Origin of the sequence: Streptomyces sp. NBC_00209, assembly GCF_045206345.1 — a bacterium.
GTDB lineage: Bacteria > Actinomycetota > Actinomycetes > Streptomycetales > Streptomycetaceae > Streptomyces.
On record NZ_CP108121.1, the window covers coordinates 1,075,031 to 1,098,070 of the forward strand.

Annotated in this window: 15 protein-coding genes; 7 read left to right on the plus strand and 8 right to left on the minus strand. The window is 69.2% G+C overall.

Annotated features, from left to right (window positions below):
- Positions 1-203: 203 nt before the first annotated feature.
- From OG867_RS04785 to ngcE, 5 genes are all read right to left on the minus strand, one after another.
- Positions 204-1,271: a sugar ABC transporter substrate-binding protein gene (locus tag OG867_RS04785; RefSeq protein ID WP_406283062.1), complete on the minus strand. Its 1,068-nt coding sequence runs from the start codon at positions 1,269-1,271 to the stop codon at positions 204-206.
- Positions 1,272-1,394: 123 nt separating this feature from the next.
- The gene (locus OG867_RS04790) at positions 1,395-2,594 is read right to left on the minus strand and encodes an ROK family protein (protein ID WP_406290757.1); all 1,200 of its coding nucleotides are present in this window, start codon (positions 2,592-2,594) and stop codon (positions 1,395-1,397) included.
- A 223-nt stretch (positions 2,595-2,817) separates the two neighbouring features.
- Complete coding sequence (locus OG867_RS04795) at positions 2,818-3,738, minus strand: carbohydrate ABC transporter permease (RefSeq protein ID WP_406283064.1); 921 nt, start codon at positions 3,736-3,738, stop codon at positions 2,818-2,820.
- A 94-nt stretch (positions 3,739-3,832) separates the two neighbouring features.
- The gene (locus OG867_RS04800) at positions 3,833-4,756 is read right to left on the minus strand and encodes a carbohydrate ABC transporter permease (protein WP_406283066.1); all 924 of its coding nucleotides are present in this window, start codon (positions 4,754-4,756) and stop codon (positions 3,833-3,835) included.
- A 50-nt stretch (positions 4,757-4,806) separates the two neighbouring features.
- Positions 4,807-6,252: an N-acetylglucosamine/diacetylchitobiose ABC transporter substrate-binding protein gene (gene ngcE / locus OG867_RS04805; protein ID WP_406283068.1), complete on the minus strand. Its 1,446-nt coding sequence runs from the start codon at positions 6,250-6,252 to the stop codon at positions 4,807-4,809.
- Between the two features lie 500 nt (positions 6,253-6,752).
- Here ngcE and OG867_RS04810 point away from each other — a divergent pair, with 500 nt between their 5' ends.
- Complete coding sequence (locus tag OG867_RS04810) at positions 6,753-10,598, plus strand: GH92 family glycosyl hydrolase (protein ID WP_406283070.1); 3,846 nt, start codon at positions 6,753-6,755, stop codon at positions 10,596-10,598.
- Between the two features lie 206 nt (positions 10,599-10,804).
- Entirely contained in the window at positions 10,805-13,072 is a 2,268-nt protein-coding gene (locus tag OG867_RS04815; RefSeq protein WP_406283072.1) for a glycosyl hydrolase family 18 protein, read from the plus strand.
- Between the two features lie 24 nt (positions 13,073-13,096).
- Here the strand turns inward: OG867_RS04815 and OG867_RS04820 are convergent, their stop codons facing one another.
- A complete protein-coding gene (locus OG867_RS04820; protein ID WP_328903027.1) occupies positions 13,097-13,741 on the minus strand; it encodes a histidine phosphatase family protein in 645 nt (214 codons plus the stop codon).
- Between the two features lie 121 nt (positions 13,742-13,862).
- Entirely contained in the window at positions 13,863-14,744 is an 882-nt protein-coding gene (locus OG867_RS04825) for a LysR family transcriptional regulator (protein WP_406290760.1), read from the minus strand.
- 156 nt (positions 14,745-14,900) lie between these two features.
- Here OG867_RS04825 and OG867_RS04830 point away from each other — a divergent pair, with 156 nt between their 5' ends.
- Positions 14,901-16,073 (plus strand): alpha/beta hydrolase, encoded by a 1,173-nt coding sequence (locus OG867_RS04830; protein WP_328903026.1) that lies wholly within the window; start codon positions 14,901-14,903, stop codon positions 16,071-16,073.
- Here OG867_RS04830 and yicI read toward each other — a convergent pair.
- Positions 16,042-18,291 carry an alpha-xylosidase gene (gene yicI / locus OG867_RS04835; protein WP_406283075.1) on the minus strand — a complete coding sequence of 750 codons (2,250 nt, stop codon included), beginning with the start codon at positions 18,289-18,291 and terminating at the stop codon, positions 16,042-16,044. The two genes, OG867_RS04830 and yicI, sit on opposite strands and share 32 nt — an antisense overlap.
- Before the next feature lie 270 nt (positions 18,292-18,561).
- Here yicI and OG867_RS04840 point away from each other — a divergent pair, with 270 nt between their 5' ends.
- The 4 genes from OG867_RS04840 to OG867_RS04855 are packed head-to-tail and all read left to right on the plus strand — an operon-like array spanning position 18,562 to position 22,999.
- Complete coding sequence (locus OG867_RS04840; protein WP_328903024.1) at positions 18,562-19,791, plus strand: sugar ABC transporter substrate-binding protein; 1,230 nt, start codon at positions 18,562-18,564, stop codon at positions 19,789-19,791.
- 12 nt (positions 19,792-19,803) lie between these two features.
- A complete protein-coding gene (locus OG867_RS04845) occupies positions 19,804-20,751 on the plus strand; it encodes a sugar ABC transporter permease (RefSeq protein ID WP_328903023.1) in 948 nt (315 codons plus the stop codon).
- Between the two features lie 5 nt (positions 20,752-20,756).
- Positions 20,757-21,611, plus strand: coding sequence for a carbohydrate ABC transporter permease (locus tag OG867_RS04850; RefSeq protein WP_328903022.1), 855 nt, complete (start codon positions 20,757-20,759; stop codon positions 21,609-21,611).
- Between the two features lie 8 nt (positions 21,612-21,619).
- Complete coding sequence (locus tag OG867_RS04855) at positions 21,620-22,999, plus strand: GH1 family beta-glucosidase (protein ID WP_406283078.1); 1,380 nt, start codon at positions 21,620-21,622, stop codon at positions 22,997-22,999.
- Positions 23,000-23,040: the final 41 nt, after the last annotated feature.

Sequence of the window (23,040 nt, forward strand, 5' to 3'; positions counted from 1 at the left end):
CCGCCTGACCGGCGGAGACGCCGCGCCGCGAGGGCAGCGTCGACATACGGGAAGCACGGGGGGAAGAGTGTCCGGCACCCGGCCGGAAGCGGGGTGTGAGCCGGCCGGGGCCGGACAGTCATGGGGCGCGGGCGGATTCCGCCGTGCGGGGCGGAACCGGACCCGCACGCGCCGGGGCCGTCAGGCCCCGGCGCGAGGAGGGACTACTTGATGCCCAGCGCGGTGCACTTGGCGGCGATGTCCTTGACGCAGACGTCGGCGGCCTTGTAGATGCCGTCCTTGATCACGGTGGACTCGATGTTGTCCTTGTTCACCACGGTCGGCTCCAGCAGCGTGGACGGAACGCCGTCCGTCTCGCCCTGGGCGCCGATGTCCTTGCCGTGGAGCAGGTTGACGGCGAACTTGGCGGCCTCGGGGGCCAGCTGCTTCGGCGACTTGTAGATCGTGAAGGTCTGCGTACCGGCGATGATCCGCTGGATGCCGGGGAGCTCGGCGTCCTGGCCGCCCACCGGGATGTCCTTGATGCCGGCGTTGGTCAGGGAGGTGATGATGCCGCCCGCCATGCCGTCGTTGGCGGAGTAGACGGCGTCGATCTTGCTCTTGCCGACCGAGGAGATACCGGCGGTCATCTTCTCGCCGGCGATCTTCGGGTCCCACTCGCCGGACGCCTCGTAGGCGATCTTGATCTTGCCGTCGAGGGACGCGTGGGCGCCCTTCTTGAACAGACCGGCGTTCGGGTCCTTCTCGTCGCCGTTGATCATGACGAGGTTGGCCTTGGCCGCCTTGGAGCCCAGGGCGTCGAGGATGGCCTGGCCCTGGAGCCGGCCGATCTTCTCGTTGTCGTGGCTGACGTAGGCGTCGGCACCGGCGATGGCGCGGTCGTACGCGACGACCTTGACGCCCTTCTTGTGCGCGCCGGCGATCCAGCCGGCGGACTTCTCGGAGTCGACCGAGGAGATCGCGATGACCTTGACGCCGTCGGCGATCTGCTGCTCGAACTGCTGCTTCTGCTGGCCGCCGTCGCCGCCCGCGTTGTTGTAGACGACCTCGCAGTCGGCGCAGCTCTTCTTGACCGCCTCGATGAACAGCGGCTTGTCCAGCGTCTCGTAGCGGGCGGTCTTGTTCTCCGGGAGCAGCAGACCGATCTTGGTCTTGCTGCCCGAGTCCGCCGAGTCCTTCTTGTCGTCGCCGGCCTTGCCGCAAGCGGCGAGGGAGACGGCCATCGAAACGGCGGCCGTGCCTATGACGATGCGTCGCGTCATTGCGTTCATTGGGGGTTTGCCTCCCTGACGAGGCCGCAACGTCGCGGCCGAGGTGGCTGGAAGTCAACTCGGCCGCAGGGGCGGCGTCAAGGAGTAAATCCTTAACGAGATGACAACGGTGCCATTCGTTATCTAAGTGAAGGCAGGAGTGGCCGCGGGGAGGGTGCTCTCCAAAAGGGTTGAATCCCCCATCTCGCTCAGGACGAGCGCCAGCGCGCCCAGCACCTCGGCGCGGCCCCCCAGGGCCCCCGGAAGCACGGACAGCTGCCGGGCCGCGCTGGGGATGGCGTAACGCGACACGGAGTCCCTGATGGGCCCCAGGACCAGCTCCCCGGCCTCCGCCAGCGAGCCGCCCAGCACCACGCGGCTCGGGTTCAGCAGATTGCAGAGGTTGGCCACCCCGCTGCCGATGTGCCGCCCGACGTCACCGATCACCCGCCGGCACCCCGGATCCCCCTCGCGGGCCAGCTGGACCACCCGCTCCATGGTGAGATCGGGGCCGTGGCTGGGCTGGAGCAGGGGCAGGACGTAGCGCGCGGCCGTGAAGGTCTCCAGGCAGCCGCGGTTGCCGCAGCGGCAGACCGGGCCCGATTCGTCGAGGGTGATGTGGCCGATCTCGCCGGCCGTGCCGCCCGGGCCCCGGTAGATGTGCCCGTCGATCACCAGACCGGCGCCGACACCGCTCGCGACCTTGATGTACGCGAGGTCCCTGACCCCCCGGCCGCTCCCCCACACCAGCTCGCCCAGGGCTCCGAGATTGGCGTCGTTGTCGACGTAGACCGGCACGCCGAGGCGCGAGGACAGCTCCTCGCTGGGGTTGATGCCCGTCCACCCCGGCAGGATCGACGTGGAGCCCAGGGTGCCGGACTCGACGTCGATCGGGCCGGGTACACCGAGCCCCACCCCGATGACCTTGCCGGGGCTGATCCCGGTGGTCTCGATCAGCCGGTTGACCAGCTGTTCCGCCCGTCCGAAGCCCTCGGCGGAGGAGGCGTCGACGTCCAGCGGCTCGGACTCCTCGGCGAGCACCTGGTGGGCCAGGTTGCCGACCGCCACGCGCAGGTGGGTGTGGCCGAAGTCGACGCCGATCACGATGCCCGCGTCGCCGCTGAGCGAGACGCTGCGGGCCCGGCGGCCGCCCGCCGAGGTGGGGGTCACCTCGACCGTGCCGCTTTCCTTCAGTTCGCGAACGATATTGGAGACGGTGGCCGCGGAGAGGCCCGTGCTCCTGGCGATCTCCGCCTGGGTGAGCGAACCAGCCATGCGTACGGCGCGCACCACCCGCTCAAGGTTGGCGCGATGCAGAGACGTCTGCGACCCCGGAGTCTCCATCGACTCACTCACTCCTGCCATATTCTCCAACATGTGAACTCTAAGCTGACCGTTTTCGGGCGGGCCCCGTCAAGACCTTGAGCAGTCGGAGCCACCGATGAGCACCGCTCCTCCACCCAGCGGCCCGGGCGAACTCCCCCGTACGCAGACGAACCGCCCGCCGGCTGGGATGCCGGCGGGCGGTTCGCTTCGTTCGTGAAGTGCGTTCAGGGTGTACGAGGCGTTACTTCACCGCTCCCGCGGTCAGCCCCGCCACGACCTGGCGCTGGAAGATGATGTAGGCCGCGAGGACCGGCAGCATCGCCATCACCAGACCGGCGAAGAGCCCGGACCAGTCGCCCTTGTAGCCCTGGCTGCTGGCCAGTTCGACCAGACCCTGCGAGAGCACCCGGTACTTCGGGTCGGTGTTCAGTACCGTCGGCAGCATGTACTGGTTCCACTGGCCGAGGAAGTTGAAGATGCCGACGCTGATCAGGCCGGGCTTGGCCATCGGCAGCATGACCTGGAAGAACGTCCGGGTGTGCGAGGCCCCGTCGATCATCGCCGCTTCCGCCACCGACCCCGGCAGCGTCCGGAAGAAGGAGGTGAGGAAGAAGACGGTGAAGGGCAGCGAGTACGCGATGTAGACCAGGATCAGTCCGTGCCGCGTGTTCAGCATCCCCATGTTGTTCATCACGAAGAACAGCGGGACCAGCGCCAGGATGATCGGGAAGCTCATCCCGCCGATGAACAGGTAGTAGATGAAGCGGTTGCCCGGGAACTCGAACCGCGCGAGCACATAGGCCGCCATCGAGCCGAGCAGCAGCGTGCCGACGAGCGAACAGCCCACCACGACGATCGTGTTGAAGAAGTAATCGCTCATGTGCGCCTGGCTCCAGGCGCGCGACCAGTTCTCGAAGTGGAGCGTGTCCGGCAGCTTCCACGGCGTCGACAGGATCGAGTCGTCGGTCTTGAACGAGGACATGATCGCCCAGAGCAGCGGCAGCACCACCAGGATCGCCCAGATGATCAGCACACCGTGCGAGAAGACGTTGAGGGTCTTCCCCTCGCTGCTCTTCTTCTCCTTGCCCGCCGGGGCGGGCGACTTGGACACGGGGGCCGGATCCGTCGCCGCGACCGCGGGAGGGGTTTCAGTGGCCTTCACGCGTGCTCACCTCGTACTACTGTCGAGCCGGCCGCCGCGGCCGGACTGTCTTGCCTGCTGGGGGTGCGGGGAACGCGTCCCGGGAAGCGCGGCATCAGAACTCCAGCCGCTCGCGCCGGCCCAGCCGCATCACGACGGCGGCGAACGCCATGGTGACGACGAGCAGTCCGACACCGATCGTCGTCGCGTAGCCGGCCTGACCGTCGCGGAAGGCGGTCTGGTAGACGTACAGCGGCAGGATCGAGGTCGAGTAGTCGGGACCGCCGGGGCCGACCGTCATGACCTGGACGGCCGTGAACGCCTCGACGCCGAGGGCCAGGATGCCCATGTAGACCCAGCCCGACTGGATGGTGTCCCAGAGCAGCGGAACGGTGATCTTGAAGAACGTCGTGATGCGGCTGGCACCGTCCAGGAGCGCCGCCTCGTAGAAGTCCTTGGGGATGGACGCCATTCCGGCCGAGAAGAGGACGACGAAGAAGCCGACCGTCGACCAGACCAGCACCACCATGACGCAGATCAGCGCCAGATTCGGATCGCCCAGCCAGTCCGGCTGGACGGAGTCGAGGCCGATCCCCTTCAGCGCCGAATTCACCATGCCGGAACGCGGGTTGTACGCGAACTGGAACAGCAGGGCGACGATGACGATCGACAGGACCTGCGGGAAGAAGTAGGCGATCTTGTAGAAGGCCGACCCCCGCACACCGGAGACCGCGGCGTTTTTCCGCCGACGGCCTCCGACGTTCAGCATGAAGGCGAAGAAGAGCGCGAGGCCCAGCGTCACCAGCGGCAGCACCAGCACGAGAATCACGCTGTGCTGGAGCGACTTCCAGAAGATGTCGTCCTTCAGCATCCTGGAGTAGTTGCCGAAGCCGACCATCTTGAAGTCGGGGCTCAGTCCGGTCCAGTCCGTGAAGGAATAGTAGATGGCCTGGATGAACGGCCAGATGACGAAGACCGCGTACAACACCAAGGGGACTACCAGGAACCCCACAATGAACCGGTACTTGCCGTGCTGCATCTCTTACCGACCCCGATCTTTCCGCGGGTGCCGCCGCTGGTGACGGTTGCTCACTGGTGCTTGTAGTGCTTGATGGACTGGTCCTTGGCCGCCGCGTCCGCGAATGCCTGGATCTTCTTGATGGCCTCGGCCGGGGTCAGGCGGCCGGCCATCATCTCACCGATGCCCGCGGTGCCGATCTGCTCCTTCTGGAGCTTCACGTACCAGTCCTGCATACGCGGGTTCACCACGTTGTCGCCGGCCTTCTCCAGCGCGTCCACACCGGACTGCATCGCCGTGGAGAGGGTCAGGCCGTCGGTGCCGCCGTTGAAGGCGCTCAGGGACTTGACCTGCTTGGTGAAGTTCTTCGAGGACTCCTCGGAGAGCATGATGCGCAGCTGCTCCATGCCGCCCTGCGGGTTGGCCGCCTTGGCCGGGACGACGAAGGGCTCACCGCCGGACGCCCAGATGGTACCGAAGGGCATCTTGTCGGACGAGTCCAGGCTGGACGGGGCCGAGACCATCATCTTGAAGTCCTTGGGCGTGGTCGGCGCCGCCTCGTTCTCCACCCACGAACCGTTGGGGATGAAGAGCGCCCTGCCCTTCGTCCACTCGGTCTGCGACTGGATGTGGGTCAGACCGGGGGTGCCCTTGAGGATGTACCCCTTCTTGTAGAGCTCGTAGTACGCCTCGAACGCGGCCTTGACGGCCGGGTCCTTCCAGGCGTTCGGCTCCAGGTTGTCGATCTTGTCGAGAACCTCCCGGCCGCCGATCTTGGCGATGAACGGGTAGAGGGAGAACGGCAGGTAGTACGGGTACTTACCGGCGTACGTCCAGCCCGCGATGCCCTTCTTCTTCGCCTTGGCGCAGAGGGCGAGCATGTCGTCCCAGTTCTCGGGGTACTGGGCGTCCAGCTTCTCCAGGTTGGTCTGCGAGTACCACACGCCGTACACGGTGTACGCGTAGTACATGATCCAGACCGGGTCGCCGTCGAACTGGCCCATCTCGAGGACGCCCGGACGCAGCGTGTCGCGGACCTTCTTGCTCGGGTCGTCGTAGGACGGGGCGTCCATCAGCGGAGTCAGGTCGAGCAGCTGCTTCTTGCCGACGAGGACACCCATGTCCATCTGCTCGGCGCCCGAGTTGTCGATCAGGTCCGGCGGGGTGCCGCCGTTGAAGCGCGGCTGCAGCTGCGACTGGATCTTCTGCGTCGAGGTGTGCTTGACCTTGGCCTTCGGGAACGCCTCGCCGTACTTCTTCTCGGCGTCCTTGGCGTACTGGTCGCCGAAGCCGCCGTTGAAGATCACCACGTCGAGCGCGGCGCTCTCGTTGACGCCCAGCGGGTTCTTCGCGCTGGTCTTGCCCTTCTTGACGGGCTCGTCGCCGCCGCTGTCGCCGCTCGCGCAGGCGGACAGGAAGCTCATGGTCGGGACGGTGATCAGACCGAGTGCGGCAGAACGCTTGATCACATCGCGACGGCCAAGGCCCTCATTCTTGTGGGCGGAGGTGGATCCCATGCTCAAGTCCTCGCCTTCTCCAGGACTCAGGCGGTGTGTACCGGTCGCCCCGTTGAAATTCGCCTCAGCGAAGGGCCCCGCCACCGCGGTCAGTTGCGCTTGGGTGGTACAGATTTAACGCTAATGATTGCCGTGGGGGGCGCCGGGGGGACCGGACAGCCGACGCACCTGCGGCGTCACGTTGCCCTGCCCCCGTGTCCCCCAGCCGCACAACCGGTGAACCAGCTGTGCAGACGCCGACAGGTATAGTCCACTTGCCGCCAACTGAGCAAGATCGAAAGCAAGGTTGCACGGCAGTCTTTCCCGAGTTGAGACCTCGCGGATACCTCGACACTCCGGACCCTCCTTCGGATGTAACGATTTCCGCATTCCGGTCGATTCGGCGGCGGGCCTCGATCCAACTCCCTTGACACCATCAGCCACTTCACTCCCTACTTGTTCCTGCGCACCTTCTGACAACGTTGTCCAAGCGCACACTTCCCCGGGAGGAATGGCTCGGTATGCACCCCCGACACCGTTCTCGTACGAGACGAAGCAGCACGGCAGCGCTGATCACGGCCTCTTTGGTCCTGGCCGTGACAGCCCCCACGGCGGCCGCCGCTCAATCGGCCGGGTCCGGCCCGAGAGGCCAAAGGCCCACGGGTGAACGGACGTTCAGCACGTCCTTCGAAGAAGAAGAAAAGCAGCCGGACTGGCGCAATTCAGTAGAAGAGGGCTCCGACGGAAAGAAGCGGTCATCGGGTGTCGATGGCGGATTCTCCTCCGGAATACCGGGCAATGTGACCGACCAGGTCACCGATGTCCGCGCCAGCGATGAGAACACCGGCGGCGGGGAGGTGAAGGAAAACCTCGTCGACGGCGAATCCGGTACGAAGTGGCTGTCGTTCGAGCCCACCGCCTGGCTGGAGTTCGACCTCACGGAACCGGTGAAGGTCGTGACGTACGCGCTCACCTCCGCCGACGACCACGACGAGCGCGACCCCGAGGACTGGACGCTCCAGGGCTCCGAGGACGGCAAGACCTGGAAGGACCTGGACACCCGCACCGGCCAGACCTTCAGCGAGCGCCTCCAGACCAAGTCATACGATTTCGAGACGGACCAGGCGTACCAGCACTTCCGCCTGAACATCACGAAGAACAACGGCGCCACCGACGCCACCCAGCTCGCCGACGTCCAGTTCTCCGACGGCGACACCTCCGCCCCCGCGCCCTCCGACATGCGCACGCAGATCAGCAACGGCCCCTCCGGCTCCCCCACCGCAAAGGCCGGCGCGGGCTTCACCGGCACGAAGGCGCTGCGGTACGCGGGCACCCACAAGGCGGACGGCCGGGCGTACTCGTACAACAAGGTGTTCGACGTCAACACGCGCGTCGAGCGGGACACCGAGCTGTCCTACCTGGTCTACCCGCAGATGGGCGAGACGGACCTGTCCTACCCGGCCACGCACGTCGCGGTGGACCTGGCCTTCACGGACGGCACGTACCTGAGCGACCTGCACGCCACCGACACCAACGGCGGGCTGCTGACGCCGCAGGGCCAGGCGGACGCCAAGCGGCTCTACGTCAACCAGTGGAACAAGGTCGAGGCCGGCATCGGCTCGGTCGCCGCGGGGAAGACGATCGACCGCATCCTGGTCGCGTACGACTCCCCCAAGGGCACGGCCAAGTTCCAGGGCTGGATCGACGACCTGAAGATCGCGCCCGCGAAGCCGGAGAAGCGCAAGGCCCACCTCGCGGACTACGCATCCACCATCCGGGGCACCAACTCCAGCGGCTCCTTCTCGCGCGGCAACAACTTCCCCGCGACGGCCGTCCCCAATGGGTTCAACTTCTGGACGCCGGTCACCAACGCCGGCTCGACCAGCTGGCTCTACGACTACGCGCGGGACAACAACGACGACAACCTGCCCACCCTGCAGGCGTTCGCCGCGAGCCACGAGCCGAGCCCCTGGATGGGCGACCGGCAGACCTTCCAGCTGATGCCCTCGGCGGCCTCCGGCACCCCGGACGCCTCCCGCACGGCCCGCGCGCTGCCGTTCAAGCACGAGAACGAGACCGCGCGGCCGCACTACTACGGCGTGACGTTCGAGAACGGCCTCAAGGCCGAGATGACGCCGACCGACCACGCGGCGCGGATGCGGTTCACGTATCCGGGCAAGGACGCGAGCATGGTCTTCGACAACGTCTCCAACGACGGCGGCCTCACCCTGGACCCGGCGACCAGCTCGTTCACCGGCTTCTCGGACGTGAAGAGCGGCGGCTCCACCGGGGCGACGCGGCTGTTCGTGTACGGCGTCTTCGACGCGCCGGTCACCGCGAGCGGCAAGCTCTCGGGCGGCGGCGGTGATGACGTCACCGGCTACCTGCGCTTCGACGCGGGCAAGGACCGCACGGTGAACCTCCGCCTCGCGACCTCGCTGATCAGCATCGACCAGGCGAAGAAGAACCTGGCCGCCGAGATCCCGGCCTCGCGCTCCTTCGGCCGGGTCGAGGACAAGGCGCAGGACGCCTGGGACGACCTCCTCGGCAAGGTGGAGGTCGAGGGCGCCACCGCCGACCAGCTGACCACGCTGTACTCCAGCATGTACCGGCTCTACCTCTACCCGAACTCGGGTTCCGAGAAGGTCGACGGCAAGGACAAGTACGCCTCCCCGTTCTCCCCGCAGGTCGGCTCGGACACCCCGACGCACACCGGCGCGAAGATCGTGGACGGCAAGGTGTACGTCAACAACGGCTTCTGGGACACCTACCGGACGACCTGGCCGGCATACTCGCTGCTGACACCGAAGAAGGCCGGCGAGATGGTCGACGGCTTCGTCCAGCAGTACAAGGACGGCGGCTGGATCTCCCGCTGGTCCTCGCCGGGTTACGCGGACCTGATGACCGGCACCTCCTCGGACGTGGCGTTCGCCGACGCGTACGTCAAGGGCGTGGACTTCGACGCGAAGGCGGCGTACGACGCGGCCGTGAAGAACGCCACGGTCGTCCCGCCGAGCTCCGGCGTGGGCCGCAAGGGCATGGAGACGTCCCCGTTCAAGGGGTACGCCGACACCACGACCCATGAGGGCATGTCCTGGTCGATGGAGGGTTACGTCAACGACTACGGCATCGCGAAGATGGGCGAGGCGCTCTACAAGAAGACGCACGAGCAGCGCTACAAGGACGAGTCCGCGTACTTCATGAACCGGGCCCGCGACTACGTGGAGCTGTTCGACGACAAGGCCGGCTTCTTCCAGGGCAAGGACGCCAAGGGCGACTGGCGGCTGCCGTCCGGTCTGTACGACCCGCGCGTCTGGGGCTACGACTACACGGAGACCAACGGCTGGGGCTACGCCTTCACCGCTCCGCAGGACAGCAAGGGCCTGGCCAACCTGTACGGCGGCCGGGACGGGCTCGCCAAGAAGCTGGACACGTACTTCGCCACCCCGGAGACCGGCACCCCGGAGTTCGCGGGCAGCTACGGCGGGGTCATCCACGAGATGACGGAGGCCCGTGACGTACGGATGGGCCAGTACGGGCACAGCAACCAGGTCGCCCACCACGTCACGTACATGTACGACGCGGCCTCGCAGCCGTACAAGACGCAGGAGAAGGTCCGCGAGGTCCTGGGCCGCCTGTACACGGGCAGCGAGATCGGTCAGGGTTACCACGGCGACGAGGACAACGGCGAGCAGTCGGCCTGGTTCCTCTTCTCCTCGCTCGGCTTCTACCCGCTGGTGATGGGCAGTGGCGAGTACGCGATCGGCTCGCCGCTCTTCACCAAGGCGACGGTGCACCTGGAGAACGGCCGCACGCTGACCGTGAAGGCGCCGAAGAACAGCGCGAAGAACATCTACGTCCAGGGTCTGAAGGTCAACGGCAAGAAGTGGACCTCCACCTCGCTGTCGCACGACCTGCTGGCCAAGGGCGGGACGCTGGACTTCGACATGGGCCCGAAGCCGTCCGCGTGGGGCACCGGCAAGGACGCCGCGCCGGTCTCCATCACCAAGGACGACCAGGTGCCGTCCCCGAGGAAGGACGTGCTGAAGGGCGAGGGCCCGCTGTTCGACGACACCTCGGCCACCACCGGCACCGCCGCCACGGTCGAGCTGCCCGTCCCGTCCGCCACCAAGGGCGTCCAGTACACGCTGACCTCGGCCGCCAGGGCGACGGCGCCGAAGGGCTGGGTGCTCCAGGGCTCGTCGGACGGCAAGAGCTGGAAGGACCTCGACCAGCGGTCCGGCCAGTCCTTCGCCTGGGACAAGCAGACGCGGGCCTTCTCCGTGAAGTCCCCCGGCTCGTACGCGCACTACCGGCTGGTGCTCGACGGTGAGGCGTCGCTCGCGGAGGTGGAGCTGATCGCCTGACCGAGCTGTGCGACACGACCGGGCGGGGCCTTCTGGTCCCGCCCGGTCGTGCTGCGTCCGGCGGGTTCGGCCGAAATTGGTCTACACCAAGTTTCTCCCAAGTCCCGCCCCACGCTTGACCCGGCGCATTGGTCCAGTCCAATCTCCGTACAAGACGGCCGTCTGGCATGCACACATAATCCGCGCCCGTACCCGGAGGTGGCACGATGTCCGCACGCCCAGCAGGCTCCCCGACCGCGCAGGTGCGCGGGCCGGCGGCCCGCGCACGACGCAACGGAGCGCTGGCGGTCGCCGCCGTGCTCGTCGCCTCCGGGGCCGCCCTGGCCGCCGTCCCCGGCCACGCCGCAGCGGCCGACGCCGAACTCCTCACCAACGCCGGCTTCGAGGCCGGCTCCTTGAGCGGCTGGACCTGTACGAACGGGGGCTCGGTCACCTCCACCGCGCACAGCGGATCGGGCGGCCTGGCCGGCAACGCCACCGCCGCCGACACCGGACAGTGCGGCCAGACCGTGGCCGTGCAGCCCAACACCTCGTACACCCTGTCCGGATGGGTGCAGGGCTCGTACGTCTACCTGGGCGCGACCGGCACCGTGGTGGACGCGAGCGCCTGGGCGCCGTCCGCCTCCTCCTGGCAGAAGCTGTCCACGACCTTCAAGACCGGTGCGAACACCACCGCGGTGACGGTCTACACGCACGGCTGGTACGGACAGGGCGCCTACCACGCGGACGATCTCAGCCTCACCGGACCGGGCGGCGGCTCCACGACTCCCCCGACCGACCCGCCCACCGATCCGACCGATCCCCCCACGGACCCGACCGACCCGCCGACCGACCCGCCCACCGACCCGAACGGGCCCGCCGGTGACGGCAAGGTCACCACGCCCACGGGGCTGACCGCCTCCAAGGTCACCGGGAACGCGGCGGTCCTCAAGTGGAAGGGTTCGACGACCTCCTCGCAGGACGGCGCCGTCGCCTCGTACAAGGTGTGGTCGGGCGGACAGCTGGTGGCGACCTCCATGGGCACCACCGCCGCCGTCAGCTCGCTGCTGCCGAACCACGCCTACACCTTCACCGTGCAGGGCTACCAGGGCTCGCACGCCTCCGCCCAGTCCACGGCGGTCACCGTGACCACCGGGGCCGCGCCCGCCGCGAAGCCGTACGCCTCCGCCTACTTCGACCAGTGGGGCATCTACGAGAACGCCTACTACCCGAAGCACATCGGCACCAGCGGGGCGGCCGCGGGGCTGGACGTGGTCACCTACGCGTTCGAGAACATCCACCCCACGACCCACAAGTGCTTCGAGACGATCAAGGCGTCCGACGCGGGCAACGAGGACAACCCGAACGCGGGCGACGGCGCCGGGGACGCCTACGCCGACTACCAGGCGGACGTCTCGGCCGCGGACAGCGTGGACGGCACCGCCGACGTCTACGAGCAGCCGCTGAAGGGCAACTTCAACCAGCTGCGCGCACTGAAGGCGAAGTACCCGAACCTGCGGTTCACCGTCTCGCTGGGCGGCTGGACCTATTCCAAGTACTTCTCCGACGCCGCCGCGACCGACGCCTCGCGGAAGGCGTACGTCTCCTCCTGCATCGACATGTTCATGAAGGGCAACCTGCCGAAGAACGTCCAGGGCGACCCGTCCGGCGGCCCCGCGTCCGCGGCCGGCATCTTCGACGGGATCGACATCGACTGGGAGTACCCGGGCTCGGCCGGCGGCCACACCGGCAACCACTACTCCCCCGCCGACAAGGCCGACTTCACCCTGCTGCTCAAGGAGTTCCGCACGCAGCTCGACGCGTACGGCGCGACGGTCGGGAAGCGGTTCCTGCTCACCGCCGCGCTGCCCAGCGGCCAGGACAAGATCGCGTACCTGGAGACCGACCGGATCGGCGACTACCTGGACTACGCGGACGTCATGACGTACGACATGCACGGCGCCTGGGACGCCACCGGGCCCACCAACCACCAGGACCCGCTGCACGACAGCCCCGCCGACCCGACGACGCCGATCGCGCCCGGCACCGCGAAGTACAACCTCGACACCGCCGTCACCGCGTACACCGACGGGCTCCCCGACTACGGCATCCCGGGCGGCTTCCCCGCCTCCAAGCTGGTGCTCGGCGTGCCCTTCTACTGGCGCGGCTGGACCGGCGTGCCGGCCGGTGCCGACTACGGGCTCTACCAGTCGGCCACCGGTCCCACGCCCGCCAAGCAGCTGAGCCAGGAAGCCGGGCTCGCCGCCTGGAAGGAGCTGAACGCGACGGAGGCCCAGACCCACTGGGACCCGGTCACCGAGAGCTCCTGGATCTACGACGGCACCAACTTCTGGACCGGTGACACCCCCCGCGCCATCCAGGCACGGGCGGACTACGCCAAGAGCAAGGGGCTGGCCGGGATGTTCGCCTTCTCACTGGAGAACGACGACGCCTCGGGCACCCTGCTCAACGCGATGACCGACGGCCTGCGATGAGGCCGCCGGGCCCGGCCGTCGCCTTCAGGTCCGTTCCGGTGTCTCCGGGACCGCCGCCGGGAACAGGCTCTCCGGCAGGGTGACGTTCCACGCGGTGATGACCGGGTTGCCGTGTTCCCGGCCCAGCCGGGACACGGCGCCCGTGGCCAGCTGGAAGAGCGTGCCCTCGGCCGCGGTCAGGCGCAGGTAGCGGGCGGTCAGGACGCGCAGGAAGTGGGAGTGGGCGACGAGCACGATGTCCTCGTCGCCGGCGCGTCCGGCCGCCTCCGCGACCTCGGCCAGCACCCGGTCGGCCCGGTCCCCGACCTCCGCCGGGGTCTCCCCGGGGTGGGCCGCGGGACCGGCGCCGACCCCGTCGGTCCAGAGGTTCCAGTCGGGCCGGGTGCGGCGGATCTCGTCCGTGGTGATGCCCTCGTAGCCGCCGTAGTCCCACTCGCGGAGCTCCGGGGTGATGCGGGGCGCGGCGAGCCCGGCGAGTTCGGCGGTGCGCCGGGCCCGGACCAGGGGGCTGACCAGGGTGAGCGCGACGGAGCGGTCGGCGAGCAGGGGGGCCAGGGCGCGGGCCTGGCGTTCGCCGAGGGGGGTCAGGGGCAGATCGGTGTGGCTGGTGTGGCGCCCGTCGCGGGACCACTCCGTCTCGCCGTGCCGGATCAGGATCAGCTCGCCCATGTCAAGGCCATCCGCTCTCAGTGCTGTTACCGCTCGTGTTCACGTTCCGTACGGGCGCCAACCCGCCGGTCCACGATCGCATTCCGGCCCGGGCGGCGAGTGCGGGCGCGCCCGTGAGACGTCAGTCGCTGAGCCGTCCGGCGTCGGACGCCGCCTCGGCGAACGCGCGGATGAGCGGTGACTCGGCCGCGGTGCGCCAGACGTGGGCCCAGCGGCAGGGGGGCGCGTCGCGGATGGGGACGTAGGCCAGGCTCGGCCAGGCGTAGAAGTCGGGCACCTCGGCCGGTACGGCGGCGGTGGCCTGGCCCGAGGCGACGACGCTGAGCGCTTCCCCCCAGGTGGTGACCCGGGGGCCCCGGGGGACCGGGCGGCCGGAGGGGGTGTGCCGGGGGTTGAGGACCTCCTCCATGGTGGAGGGGATCGATCCGCCCTCGACCACGGCGCAGTCGCCGAAGTCCTCCAGGCAGACGGACTCCCGCCCCGCGAAGGGGTGTCCGGCGGAGACCATGAGGAGCAGCTCGGAGGTGTGCGCGGTCGGCAGGACCGTCAGGCCGGGGCCTTCGACGGGCAGCCAGACGTAGACCATGTCCACGTCGCCCGACAGGAGGAGGTCGAGCGGTGAGGCGGGCTGGATCTCGCGGTGCCGGACGCGGGCGTCGGGGTGGCGGGCCTGGAAGAGGTCGAGGGTGTCCTTGATCTGGAGGGCGTACGGGCCCATGGTGCCGAGGGTCAGGGTGCCTCTGGTGCCCCGGGCGGTGGCCCTGGCGGCCTCGATGCCCTGGGTGATCTGCTCGTGGCCGCGCTTCAGCGCCTCGTACAGCTGCTCGCCGAGGGGTGAGAGGCGCACGGTGCGGGTGGTGCGGTCGAAGAGGGGGCCGCCGATGAGGCGTTCCTGTTTCCTGACCAGCTGGCTGACCCGGCCGGGGCTGACGCCCAGCCGCTCGGCGGTGCGGCTGAAGTGCAGCTCCTCCGCGAGCGTCAGGAATATCTCGATCTCCCGCATCTCCACGCCCGGCCCCCCGGATTCTTTAGCCCAGAGTCAAAAGACGTTACCAGTACCGTCGTTGATGCCTCGCGGGCGTCGGGGAAGACTGGGGCACGCTGCCCTCGACCGGGGGTGCGCGAGCGGGCAGGCCCGGCTGCCGTTCCAGGAGGTGCCGTGCCTGTCGGATATCTGATCCCCGTGCTCATCGTCGCGATCGGCACGTGGTGTGCGCTGAGGCCGGTGCCGTTCGAGCACCCGCTGGGCCGCCCCAGCTACGTCTTCGGGCTGGCCGCCAACGAGCTGCCGTTCGCCGCCTTCTTCTGGATGCTGTTCGTCCCGACGGCGATGGCGTTCGCCCAGGACGACGTCATGGACTCGCCGGGCGCCTGGGGCATCGTCGCGCTGGCCACCCTGACCGCGCCCGGGCTCGCGGTGATCGCCCACCGCGCGTGGGGCGAGCGGGACCGGATCGAGCGCGCGATGACGGAGGGACTCGGCGAGGGGTGGCGCGCCTCCATCGACGCGGATCTCGCCGAGGGGCTGCGGCACCGGCCCCCGTGGTTCCGCGTCCTGTTCGTGCCGATCCTCAAGCGCCGCGCGGACGTGCGGCGGGTGGCCAACCTGTCGTACGGGGATGCGGGGCGCCGCAATCTGCTCGACGTGTACCACCACCGGGCCCGCCCGCAGGGTGCGCCCGTGCTGATCCACATGCACGGCGGCCACTACAGCGGCGGCCACAAGAACAGCCAGTCGCTGCCGCTCCTGTACCGGCTGGCGAGCCGGGGCTGGGTGACCATCAGCGCCAACTACCGGCTGAAGCCGCAGGTCCGGCACCCCGAGCACATGATCGACCTGAAGCGGGTGATCGCCTGGGCGAGGGAGCACGCCCACGAGTACGGTGCCGACCCCTCGGCCCTGTTCGTGGCGGGCAGTTCGGCGGGCGGCCACATGGGCTCGGTCGCCGCGCTGACCCCGAACGACCCCGCGTTCCAGCCGGGTTTCGAGGAGGCCGACACCTCGGTCACCGGGCTCGTCGTGCTGAACGGCTTCCTGGGCGCGTACTGGCACCAGGGCCCCGAGTCCTCCCCGCTGGGCCGTGCCCGGCCGGACGCGCCGCCCATGCTGATCGTCCACGGCGACCTGGACCCGCTGGTGCCGGCCGCCGATATCCGCGTGGTCGCCGAGGGGTTGCGCGACGCGTCCGAGAGCCCGGTCGTGTACGCCGAACTGCGCGGCGGGAACCACGCCTTCGACCTGTACCACTCGCTCCGGTTCGACGCGGTGGTGGACGCGGTCGAGGCGTTCACCGCCTGGGTCAGATCGCGGGAGCGCTCGCCCCGGGCGTGATGGTCACCGCCTCGTACGGCCGGTCCGTGTCGGCCGTGACCCGCAGCGTGCCGCCCTCGCGGACCACCCCGTACGTGGCGGCGGGCTCGCCCGTGAGGCCGGGGACGGTGACCGTGCGGCGGAGGTCGCCGGTGCCCTCGGGGGCGTACACGCGGAGCTGGAGGTTCTCCGTCCACTCGCCGTCGGGGCGGGAGGTGTCCGCGCCGACCGGGAGGACCGCGCCGGGGCGGACCAGCAGCGGGAGGCCGTCGAAGCCGTAGGTGTCCCGGTGCCAGGCCGGGCCGGTGACGGTCTCGCCGGTGAGGAGGTGGGTCCAGGTGCCCTCGGGGACGTAGTACTCCACCTCGCCGTCCTCGCTGAAGACCGGGGCGACCAGGAGGTCGGGGCCGAGCATGTACTGCCGGTCGGCGGTGCGGGCGGCCGGGTCGTCCGGGAACTCCAGGAGCATCGGGCGCATCACGGGGACGCCGGTGCGGTGGGCCTCGACGGCCGCCCCGTACAGGTAGGGCATCAGGCGGTGCTTGAGCTCCGTGAAGCGCCGGGCGACCTCGACCGCCTCGTCGCCGAACTCCCACGGGACGCGGTAGGACGAGGAGCCGTGCAGCCGGCTGTGCGAGGAGAGCAGCCCGAAGGCGAGCCAGCGCTTGAAGACCGCCGGGTCCGGGGTGCCCTCGAAGCCGCCGATGTCATGGCTCCAGAAGCCGAAGCCGGACAGGCTCAGGGACAGGCCGCCGCGCAGGGACTCCGCCATGGCCCCGAAGGAGGACCAGCAGTCGCCGCCCCAGTGCACGGGGAACTGCTGGCCGCCGGCCGTGGCGGAGCGGGCGAAGAGGACGGCCTCGCCCTGGCCGCGCTCCTTCTCCAGGAGCTCGAAGACGGCCTTGTTGTACAGGTGCGTGTAGTAGTTGTGCATGCGCTCCGGGTCGGAGCCGTCGTGCCAGACGACGTCGGTGGGGACGCGCTCGCCGAAGTCCGTCTTGAAGCCGTCGACGCCCTGGCCGAGAAGGGTGCGCAGTTTGCCCTGGAACCAGGCGGTGGCCTCGGGGTCGGTGAAGTCCACCAGGGCCATGCCGGCCTGCCACTTGTCCCACTGCCAGACGTCGCCCTCGCGGGTGCGGACGAAGTAGCCCCGGGCCGCGCCCTCCGCGTACAGGGGGCTCTTCTGCGCGATGTACGGATTGATCCAGACGCAGATCCGCAGGCCCTTGTCCTTGAGCCGGGCGAGCATGCCCTCCGGGTCGGGGAAGACGTCCGGGTCCCATGCGAAGTCGCACCACTGGTACTCGCGCATCCAGAAGCAGTCGAAGTGGAACACGGAGAGCGGGATGCCCCGCTCGGCCATGCCGTCCACGAACGAGGTCACGGTCGCCTCGTCGTAGGAGGTGGTGAACGAGGTGGTCAGCCAGAGGCCGAAGGACCAGGCCGGGGGCAGGGCCGGGCGGCCGGTCAGCGCGGTGTAGCGGGCCAGCACCTCCTTGGGGGTGGGTCCGGCGACGACGAAGTACTCCAGCGTCTGGTCCTCGACGCTGAACTGCACCTGGCCGACCGCCTCGGAGCCGACCTCGAAGGAGACCTTCCCCGGGTGGTTGACGAAGACGCCGTAGCCGCGCGAGGAGAGGTAGAACGGGACGTTCTTGTACGCCTGCTCGCTGCTGGTCCCCCCGTCCGCCTGCCACATGTCGACCACCTGGCCGTTCTTCACGTACGGGGTGAACCGCTCGCCGAGCCCGTGGATCGTCTCGCCGACGCCCAGCGCGAGCTGCGCGACCATGTGGTGCGCGCCGTCGCCGGTGGTGGCGAAGGCGGTCCCCTTGCGCCCGGCGGCGGTCAGGACGCGCCCGTCCGCGTCCCGGAACTCCAGGCCGAAGCCACCGTCGGGGACCCGGAGGGTGAGCGGCCCGCTGGTCAGCTCGGCGGCCCCGGCGGCCTCACGGGTGGCGGCGGAGGGGTCACCGGTGGCGCCGGGCAGGGCGAAGTCGGGGCCCGGGTGGCGCTTGCCCGCGAGGTGGGTGACACGGACACCGATGACGCCTTCGGCGGGGGCGTACGCCTCCACGGTGATCAGCGGGGCGTTCAGGGTGTCGCCGCGCCGCGTCACGCGCTGGACGGCCGCGTAGGCGGTGAGGCGGTCGGTGTCGAGGCGGAGGTCGCGGAGTTCGGTGGCGTACGAGGCGTGGACACCGTCTCGCATCTGCCAGAAGCCGTCGGTGAACTTCATGGGGGGGGTCCGTTCCTGTGGTTCCTGATTTTGATCGTACACAAAACAAATATTCTTCGAAGCGCTTCGATTCCGCCGTCGGAGCTTATGGATCCGCCGGAACAGGGGCGCGAACACCCCGCGCGAGCGGCCATGTTGCCCCTGTGTGACCTGTGCGTCACCGGGACGGTCTAGAAACGGACGCCCCCATGCCGTATTAGTACTGGCAGCAAACAAATCGGTCGGACGGCAGCGCAGCCGCCCGGGCCCTCGCCGACAAGAGGCAGCTGAATGTCGAACCGCTTCACCCCACGGGTCGCCGTCCCGCTCACCGTCGTCTCCGCGCTGATCGGCGGTGCGGTCCTGTCGGGCTGCGGCCGGCAGCGGGACCCGGACGTCTACACCGTCCTGAACTCCTCGACCGACGAGTCGTACCACCGCTGGGACGCCGAGACGCTGGCCCGGTGCGGCAAGCGGCTGGGGGTGACCATCGAGCAGCAGAGCGTCCCGGCCTCGCAGGTGATGACCAAGGCGCTGCGGATGGCGTCCTCGAAGTCGCTGCCCGACGTGCTCCAGCTGGACGCCTCCGAGATGCCGACGTTCGCCGAGGCGGGCGGGCTGATCCCGCTGAAGGACCTGGGGCTGACCACGAAGGACATCCCCGAGGGGATCGTGGACTTCGGCTCGTACGAGGGGACGTACTACGGGGCCGCGCGCACGGTGAACACGCTGGCGCTCTTCTACAACAAGGACACCCTCGACCAGGCCGGCCTGAAGGTCCCCACCACCTGGGACGGTATGCGCGAGACCGCGAAGGAGCTCACGCAGGGCAAGCGCTACGGGCTGGCGCTCAGCGCGGGCGGCGCGGAGGACGGCGTCTTCCAGTTCACGCCCTTCATGTGGTCCAACGGCGGCGACGAGACGAAGCTCGACAGCCCCGAGGTGGCCGGGGCGCTGGACTACTGGAAGAGCCTCCTCAAGGACGGCTCGCTCTCCAAGTCCACGGTCAACTGGACCCAGGCCGACGTGAACGACCAGTTCATGGCGGGCAACGCCGCGATGATGATCAACGGCCCCTGGCAGGTGGAGACCCTGAACTCCAAGAAGGGGCTGAACTGGGGCATCGCCGAGATCCCGGTCCCGAAGGCCGGCGACGACTCGGTGGGGCCGCTGGGGGGCGGCGTGCTGACCGTGCCCAACACCGGTGACGAGGCGCGGGAGAAGATGTCCGCGAAGATCATCGGCTGTATGTCAGGCGAGCAGGAGCAGATCACCTACGCGCTGAACAGCTGGATGGTCCCGGCCAACGAGAAGGCCGCCGCCGAGTGGCGTACGAAGGTGCCGGAGCTCGACGCCCTGGCCGACCAGGTCGCCACGGCCCGTTCGCGTACCGCCAAGCTCGGCGCCCGGTGGTCGTCCGTCTCCCTCGCGCTCCAGAGCGCGTTCCAGTCCGCCCTGACCGGCGAGTCGAGCGAGGCCGCCCTCACCCGCGCCCAGAAGCGCGCGACGAGCGGGAACTGAGGTATCCGAACCATGTCGACCACCACCGCTGCCCCCGCGCTCGTGACCGAGAAGACCGCGAAGCCGCCGAACCCCGCCCGCGTCCGGCGCCGCAGGCGGCTCGCCCAGTGGGGCTTCATCGCCCCCGCCGTGATCTTCATGGCGCTGTTCTTCGGCTACCCGCTCGTCCGGAACATCGTGATGAGCTTCCAGGACTACTCGCCGTCCACCTTCTTCACGGGCAAGTCCCCGTTCAACGGGACGGACAACTGGAGCAAGGTCTTCAACGACGAGCTCTTCGGCAAGGCCCTGTGGCACACCATCCTGTTCACGATCGGCTCGCTGACCGGGCAGTTCTGCGTCGGCCTCGGCCTCGCCGTCTTCTTCAACCGCCGCTTCCCGCTGAACGGCGTGCTGCGGTCGCTCATCCTGCTGCCGTGGCTGGTGCCGATGGTCGTCTCGGGCGTCGTCTGGCGGCGCATCCTCGACCAGGACACCGGCGTCCTCAACTCGTTCCTCGGCACGATCGGCCTCGGCGGCGACACCCCGTGGCTGACCAGCACGAGCATGGCGCTGATCTCGGTGATCCTGGTGAACATCTGGATCGGCATCCCGTTCAACATGGTGATCCTCTACGGCGGGCTCCAGGAGGTCCCCAAGGAGCTGTACGAGGCCGCCTCGCTGGACGGCGCCTCCGCCTGGCGGACGTTCCGCTCGATCACGCTGCCGATGCTGCGGCCGGTGATCACCGTGGTCCTGGTGCTCGGCTTCATGTCGACGGTGAAGATCCTCGACCTGATCCTGGCGCTCACCGACGGCGGACCCGCCGACTCCACGCAGACCCTGGGCACCCTCACGTACCAGAACTCCTTCGTCCAGCTGGACTTCGGAGCGGGTGCCGTGGTCGGCAACATCCTGATCCTGATCTCCGCCGTCTTCGCGGTGTTCTACCTGCGGGCCAACCGCAACGAGGGGAAGTGACCGGCATGGCGAGCCCCGTGCGTACCCCCGCCGCGTCCACGCGGTCCACCGGCCGGCCGAAGCGGCGCTGGGGCGCCACCGTCTTCGGCGTCCTGGTGCTGGGCGTGATGCTGTTCCCGCTCTACTGGATGGTGAACACCGCGCTCCAGCCCGAGTCCGGGCTGCTGGAGGTCGACCCCGTCCCGCACGGCCTGGACCTGTCGGGTTTCCGCTCGGCACTCACCGACCAGGGCGGCAATCTGCTGACCTCGCTCGCGGTGGCGCTCGGCGCGGTCGTCATCTGCCTGGCGGTCTCGGCGCCCGCCGCGTACGGGCTGGCGCAGTTCAGGCTGCGCGGCACCCGGACGATCGTCTTCGGCACGCTGATCACCCAGATGGTGCCGGGCATCGTCATCGCCAACGCCCTGTACAGCGCGTACGTGGATCTCGGCCTGGTCAACTCGTACGCCGGTCTGATGCTGGCCGACGCCTCGCTCGGGATACCGTTCGCGATCGTGCTGATGCGGTCGTTCATGGTGGCGATCCCGCGCGAGGTCATCGAGGCGGCCGAGGTCGACGGGGCCGGGCGCTTCCGGACGTTCGTACAGGTCGTGCTGCCGATGAGCCGCAACTCGCTGATCACGGCCGGGCTGTTCTCGTTCCTGTACGCGTGGAGCGACTTCATGTTCGCGCTGACGCTGAACACCACGGACGACGTGAAGCCGATCACGCTGGGCATCTACCAGTACATCGGCGCCCATGTCGGCGACTGGGGCTCGGTGATGGCCGCCTCCGTGCTGTCCGCGGTGCCGGCGGCGGTGCTGCTCGTCCTGTCGCAGAAGTACATCGCCGCCGGGATCACCGGTGGCTCGGTCAAATAGGGGTATACATGGTTGAGTTCCCGGTCTTCCCGCCCGACTTCGTCTTCGGCGCGGCCACGGCCTCGTACCAGATCGAGGGTGCCGCGCGGGAGGACGGACGCGGCCCGTCCATCTGGGACACCTACAGCCACACGCCCGGGAAGACGGACGGCGGCGACACGGGTGACGTGGCCTGCGACCACTACCACCGCTACCGGGAGGACGTGGCCCTGCTGCGGGAGCTGGGGGTCGGCTCGTACCGCTTCTCGATCGCCTGGTCGCGCATCCTGCCGGAGGGTTCCGGCGCGGTGAACCCGAAGGGTCTCGACTTCTACTCCCGGCTGGTGGACGCACTCCTGGAGGCGGGCATCGAGCCGGCCGCCACCCTCTACCACTGGGACCTGCCGCAGGCCCTGGAGGACCGGGGCGGCTGGCGGGTACGGGAGACGGCCGAGCGGTTCGGCGAGTACACCGCGGTCGTGGCGGAGCACCTGGCCGACCGGGTACCGCGCTGGATCACCCTCAACGAGCCGTGGTGCAGCGCCTTCCTCGGCTACTCCGTGGGGCGGCACGCGCCCGGCGCCAAGGAGGGGCGCGGTGCCCTGGCCGCCGCGCACCACCTGCTCGTCGGCCACGGCCTGGCGATGAAGGCGCTGCGCGCCGCGGGGGTCCGCGAGGCGGGCATCACACTGAACCTGGACCGCAACGTCCCGGCCGCCCCGACGGACGCCGACCGGGCCGCGGTGGTCCGCGCGGACACCCAGCACAACCTGGTGTGGACGGAGCCGATCCTGGCGGGCCGCTACCCGGCCACCGAGGAGGACACCTGGGGCGAGCTGATCACCGGTGCGGACTTCCGGCGCGACGGCGACCTGGACCTGATCTCCCAGCCCCTGGACTTCCTGGGCGTCAACTACTACCGCCCGATCGTGGTGGCCGACGCCCCGCACCGCGAGCCGGACCCCGCGCTGCGGGTCGCCACGGACAACCGGTACGCCGAGGGGCAGTACCCGGACGTGCGGCGGACTGCGATGGGCTGGCCGGTCGTGCCGGAGTCCTTCACCGATCTGCTGACCGCGCTGAAGGGCACCTACGGGGACGCGCTGCCGCCGGTGCACATCACGGAGAACGGTTCGGCGGAGCACGACGCCGTGGAGCCGGACGGTGCGGTGCGGGACGCGGACCGGGTGGAGTACCTGCGGACGCATCTGGCGGCGCTGCGGTCCGCGATGGACGCGGGCGTGGATGTGCGGGGCTACTACGTGTGGTCGCTGCTGGACAACTTCGAGTGGGCGCTCGGGTACGCGAAGCGGTTCGGCATCGTCCGGGTCGACTACGACACCCTGGAGCGCACCCCGAAGGACAGCTACCGCTGGTATCAGGCGCTGATCGCGGCGCACCGGGGCTGAGCGGCATGACACGAACGCCCGGTCCGCCGCATCGTGCGGCG

Bases quoted from the DNA above. Each gene is read 5' to 3' on its own strand.
- OG867_RS04810 (WP_406283070.1), top strand. From the start codon at position 6,753: ATGCACCCCCGACACCGTTCTCGTACGAGACGAAGCAGCACGGCAGCG.
- OG867_RS04850 (WP_328903022.1), top strand. From the start codon at position 20,757: ATGGCGAGCCCCGTGCGTACCCCCGCCGCGTCCACGCGGTCCACCGGC.
- OG867_RS04815 (WP_406283072.1), top strand. From the start codon at position 10,805: ATGTCCGCACGCCCAGCAGGCTCCCCGACCGCGCAGGTGCGCGGGCCG.
- OG867_RS04800 (WP_406283066.1), bottom strand. From the start codon at position 4,756: ATGCAGCACGGCAAGTACCGGTTCATTGTGGGGTTCCTGGTAGTCCCC.
- OG867_RS04845 (WP_328903023.1), top strand. From the start codon at position 19,804: ATGTCGACCACCACCGCTGCCCCCGCGCTCGTGACCGAGAAGACCGCG.
- yicI (WP_406283075.1), bottom strand. From the start codon at position 18,291: ATGAAGTTCACCGACGGCTTCTGGCAGATGCGAGACGGTGTCCACGCC.
- OG867_RS04820 (WP_328903027.1), bottom strand. From the start codon at position 13,741: ATGGGCGAGCTGATCCTGATCCGGCACGGCGAGACGGAGTGGTCCCGC.
- ngcE (WP_406283068.1), bottom strand. From the start codon at position 6,252: ATGGGATCCACCTCCGCCCACAAGAATGAGGGCCTTGGCCGTCGCGAT.
- OG867_RS04840 (WP_328903024.1), top strand. From the start codon at position 18,562: ATGTCGAACCGCTTCACCCCACGGGTCGCCGTCCCGCTCACCGTCGTC.
- OG867_RS04790 (WP_406290757.1), bottom strand. From the start codon at position 2,594: ATGGAGACTCCGGGGTCGCAGACGTCTCTGCATCGCGCCAACCTTGAG.
- OG867_RS04855 (WP_406283078.1), top strand. From the start codon at position 21,620: ATGGTTGAGTTCCCGGTCTTCCCGCCCGACTTCGTCTTCGGCGCGGCC.
- OG867_RS04785 (WP_406283062.1), bottom strand. From the start codon at position 1,271: ATGAACGCAATGACGCGACGCATCGTCATAGGCACGGCCGCCGTTTCG.
- OG867_RS04825 (WP_406290760.1), bottom strand. From the start codon at position 14,744: ATGCGGGAGATCGAGATATTCCTGACGCTCGCGGAGGAGCTGCACTTC.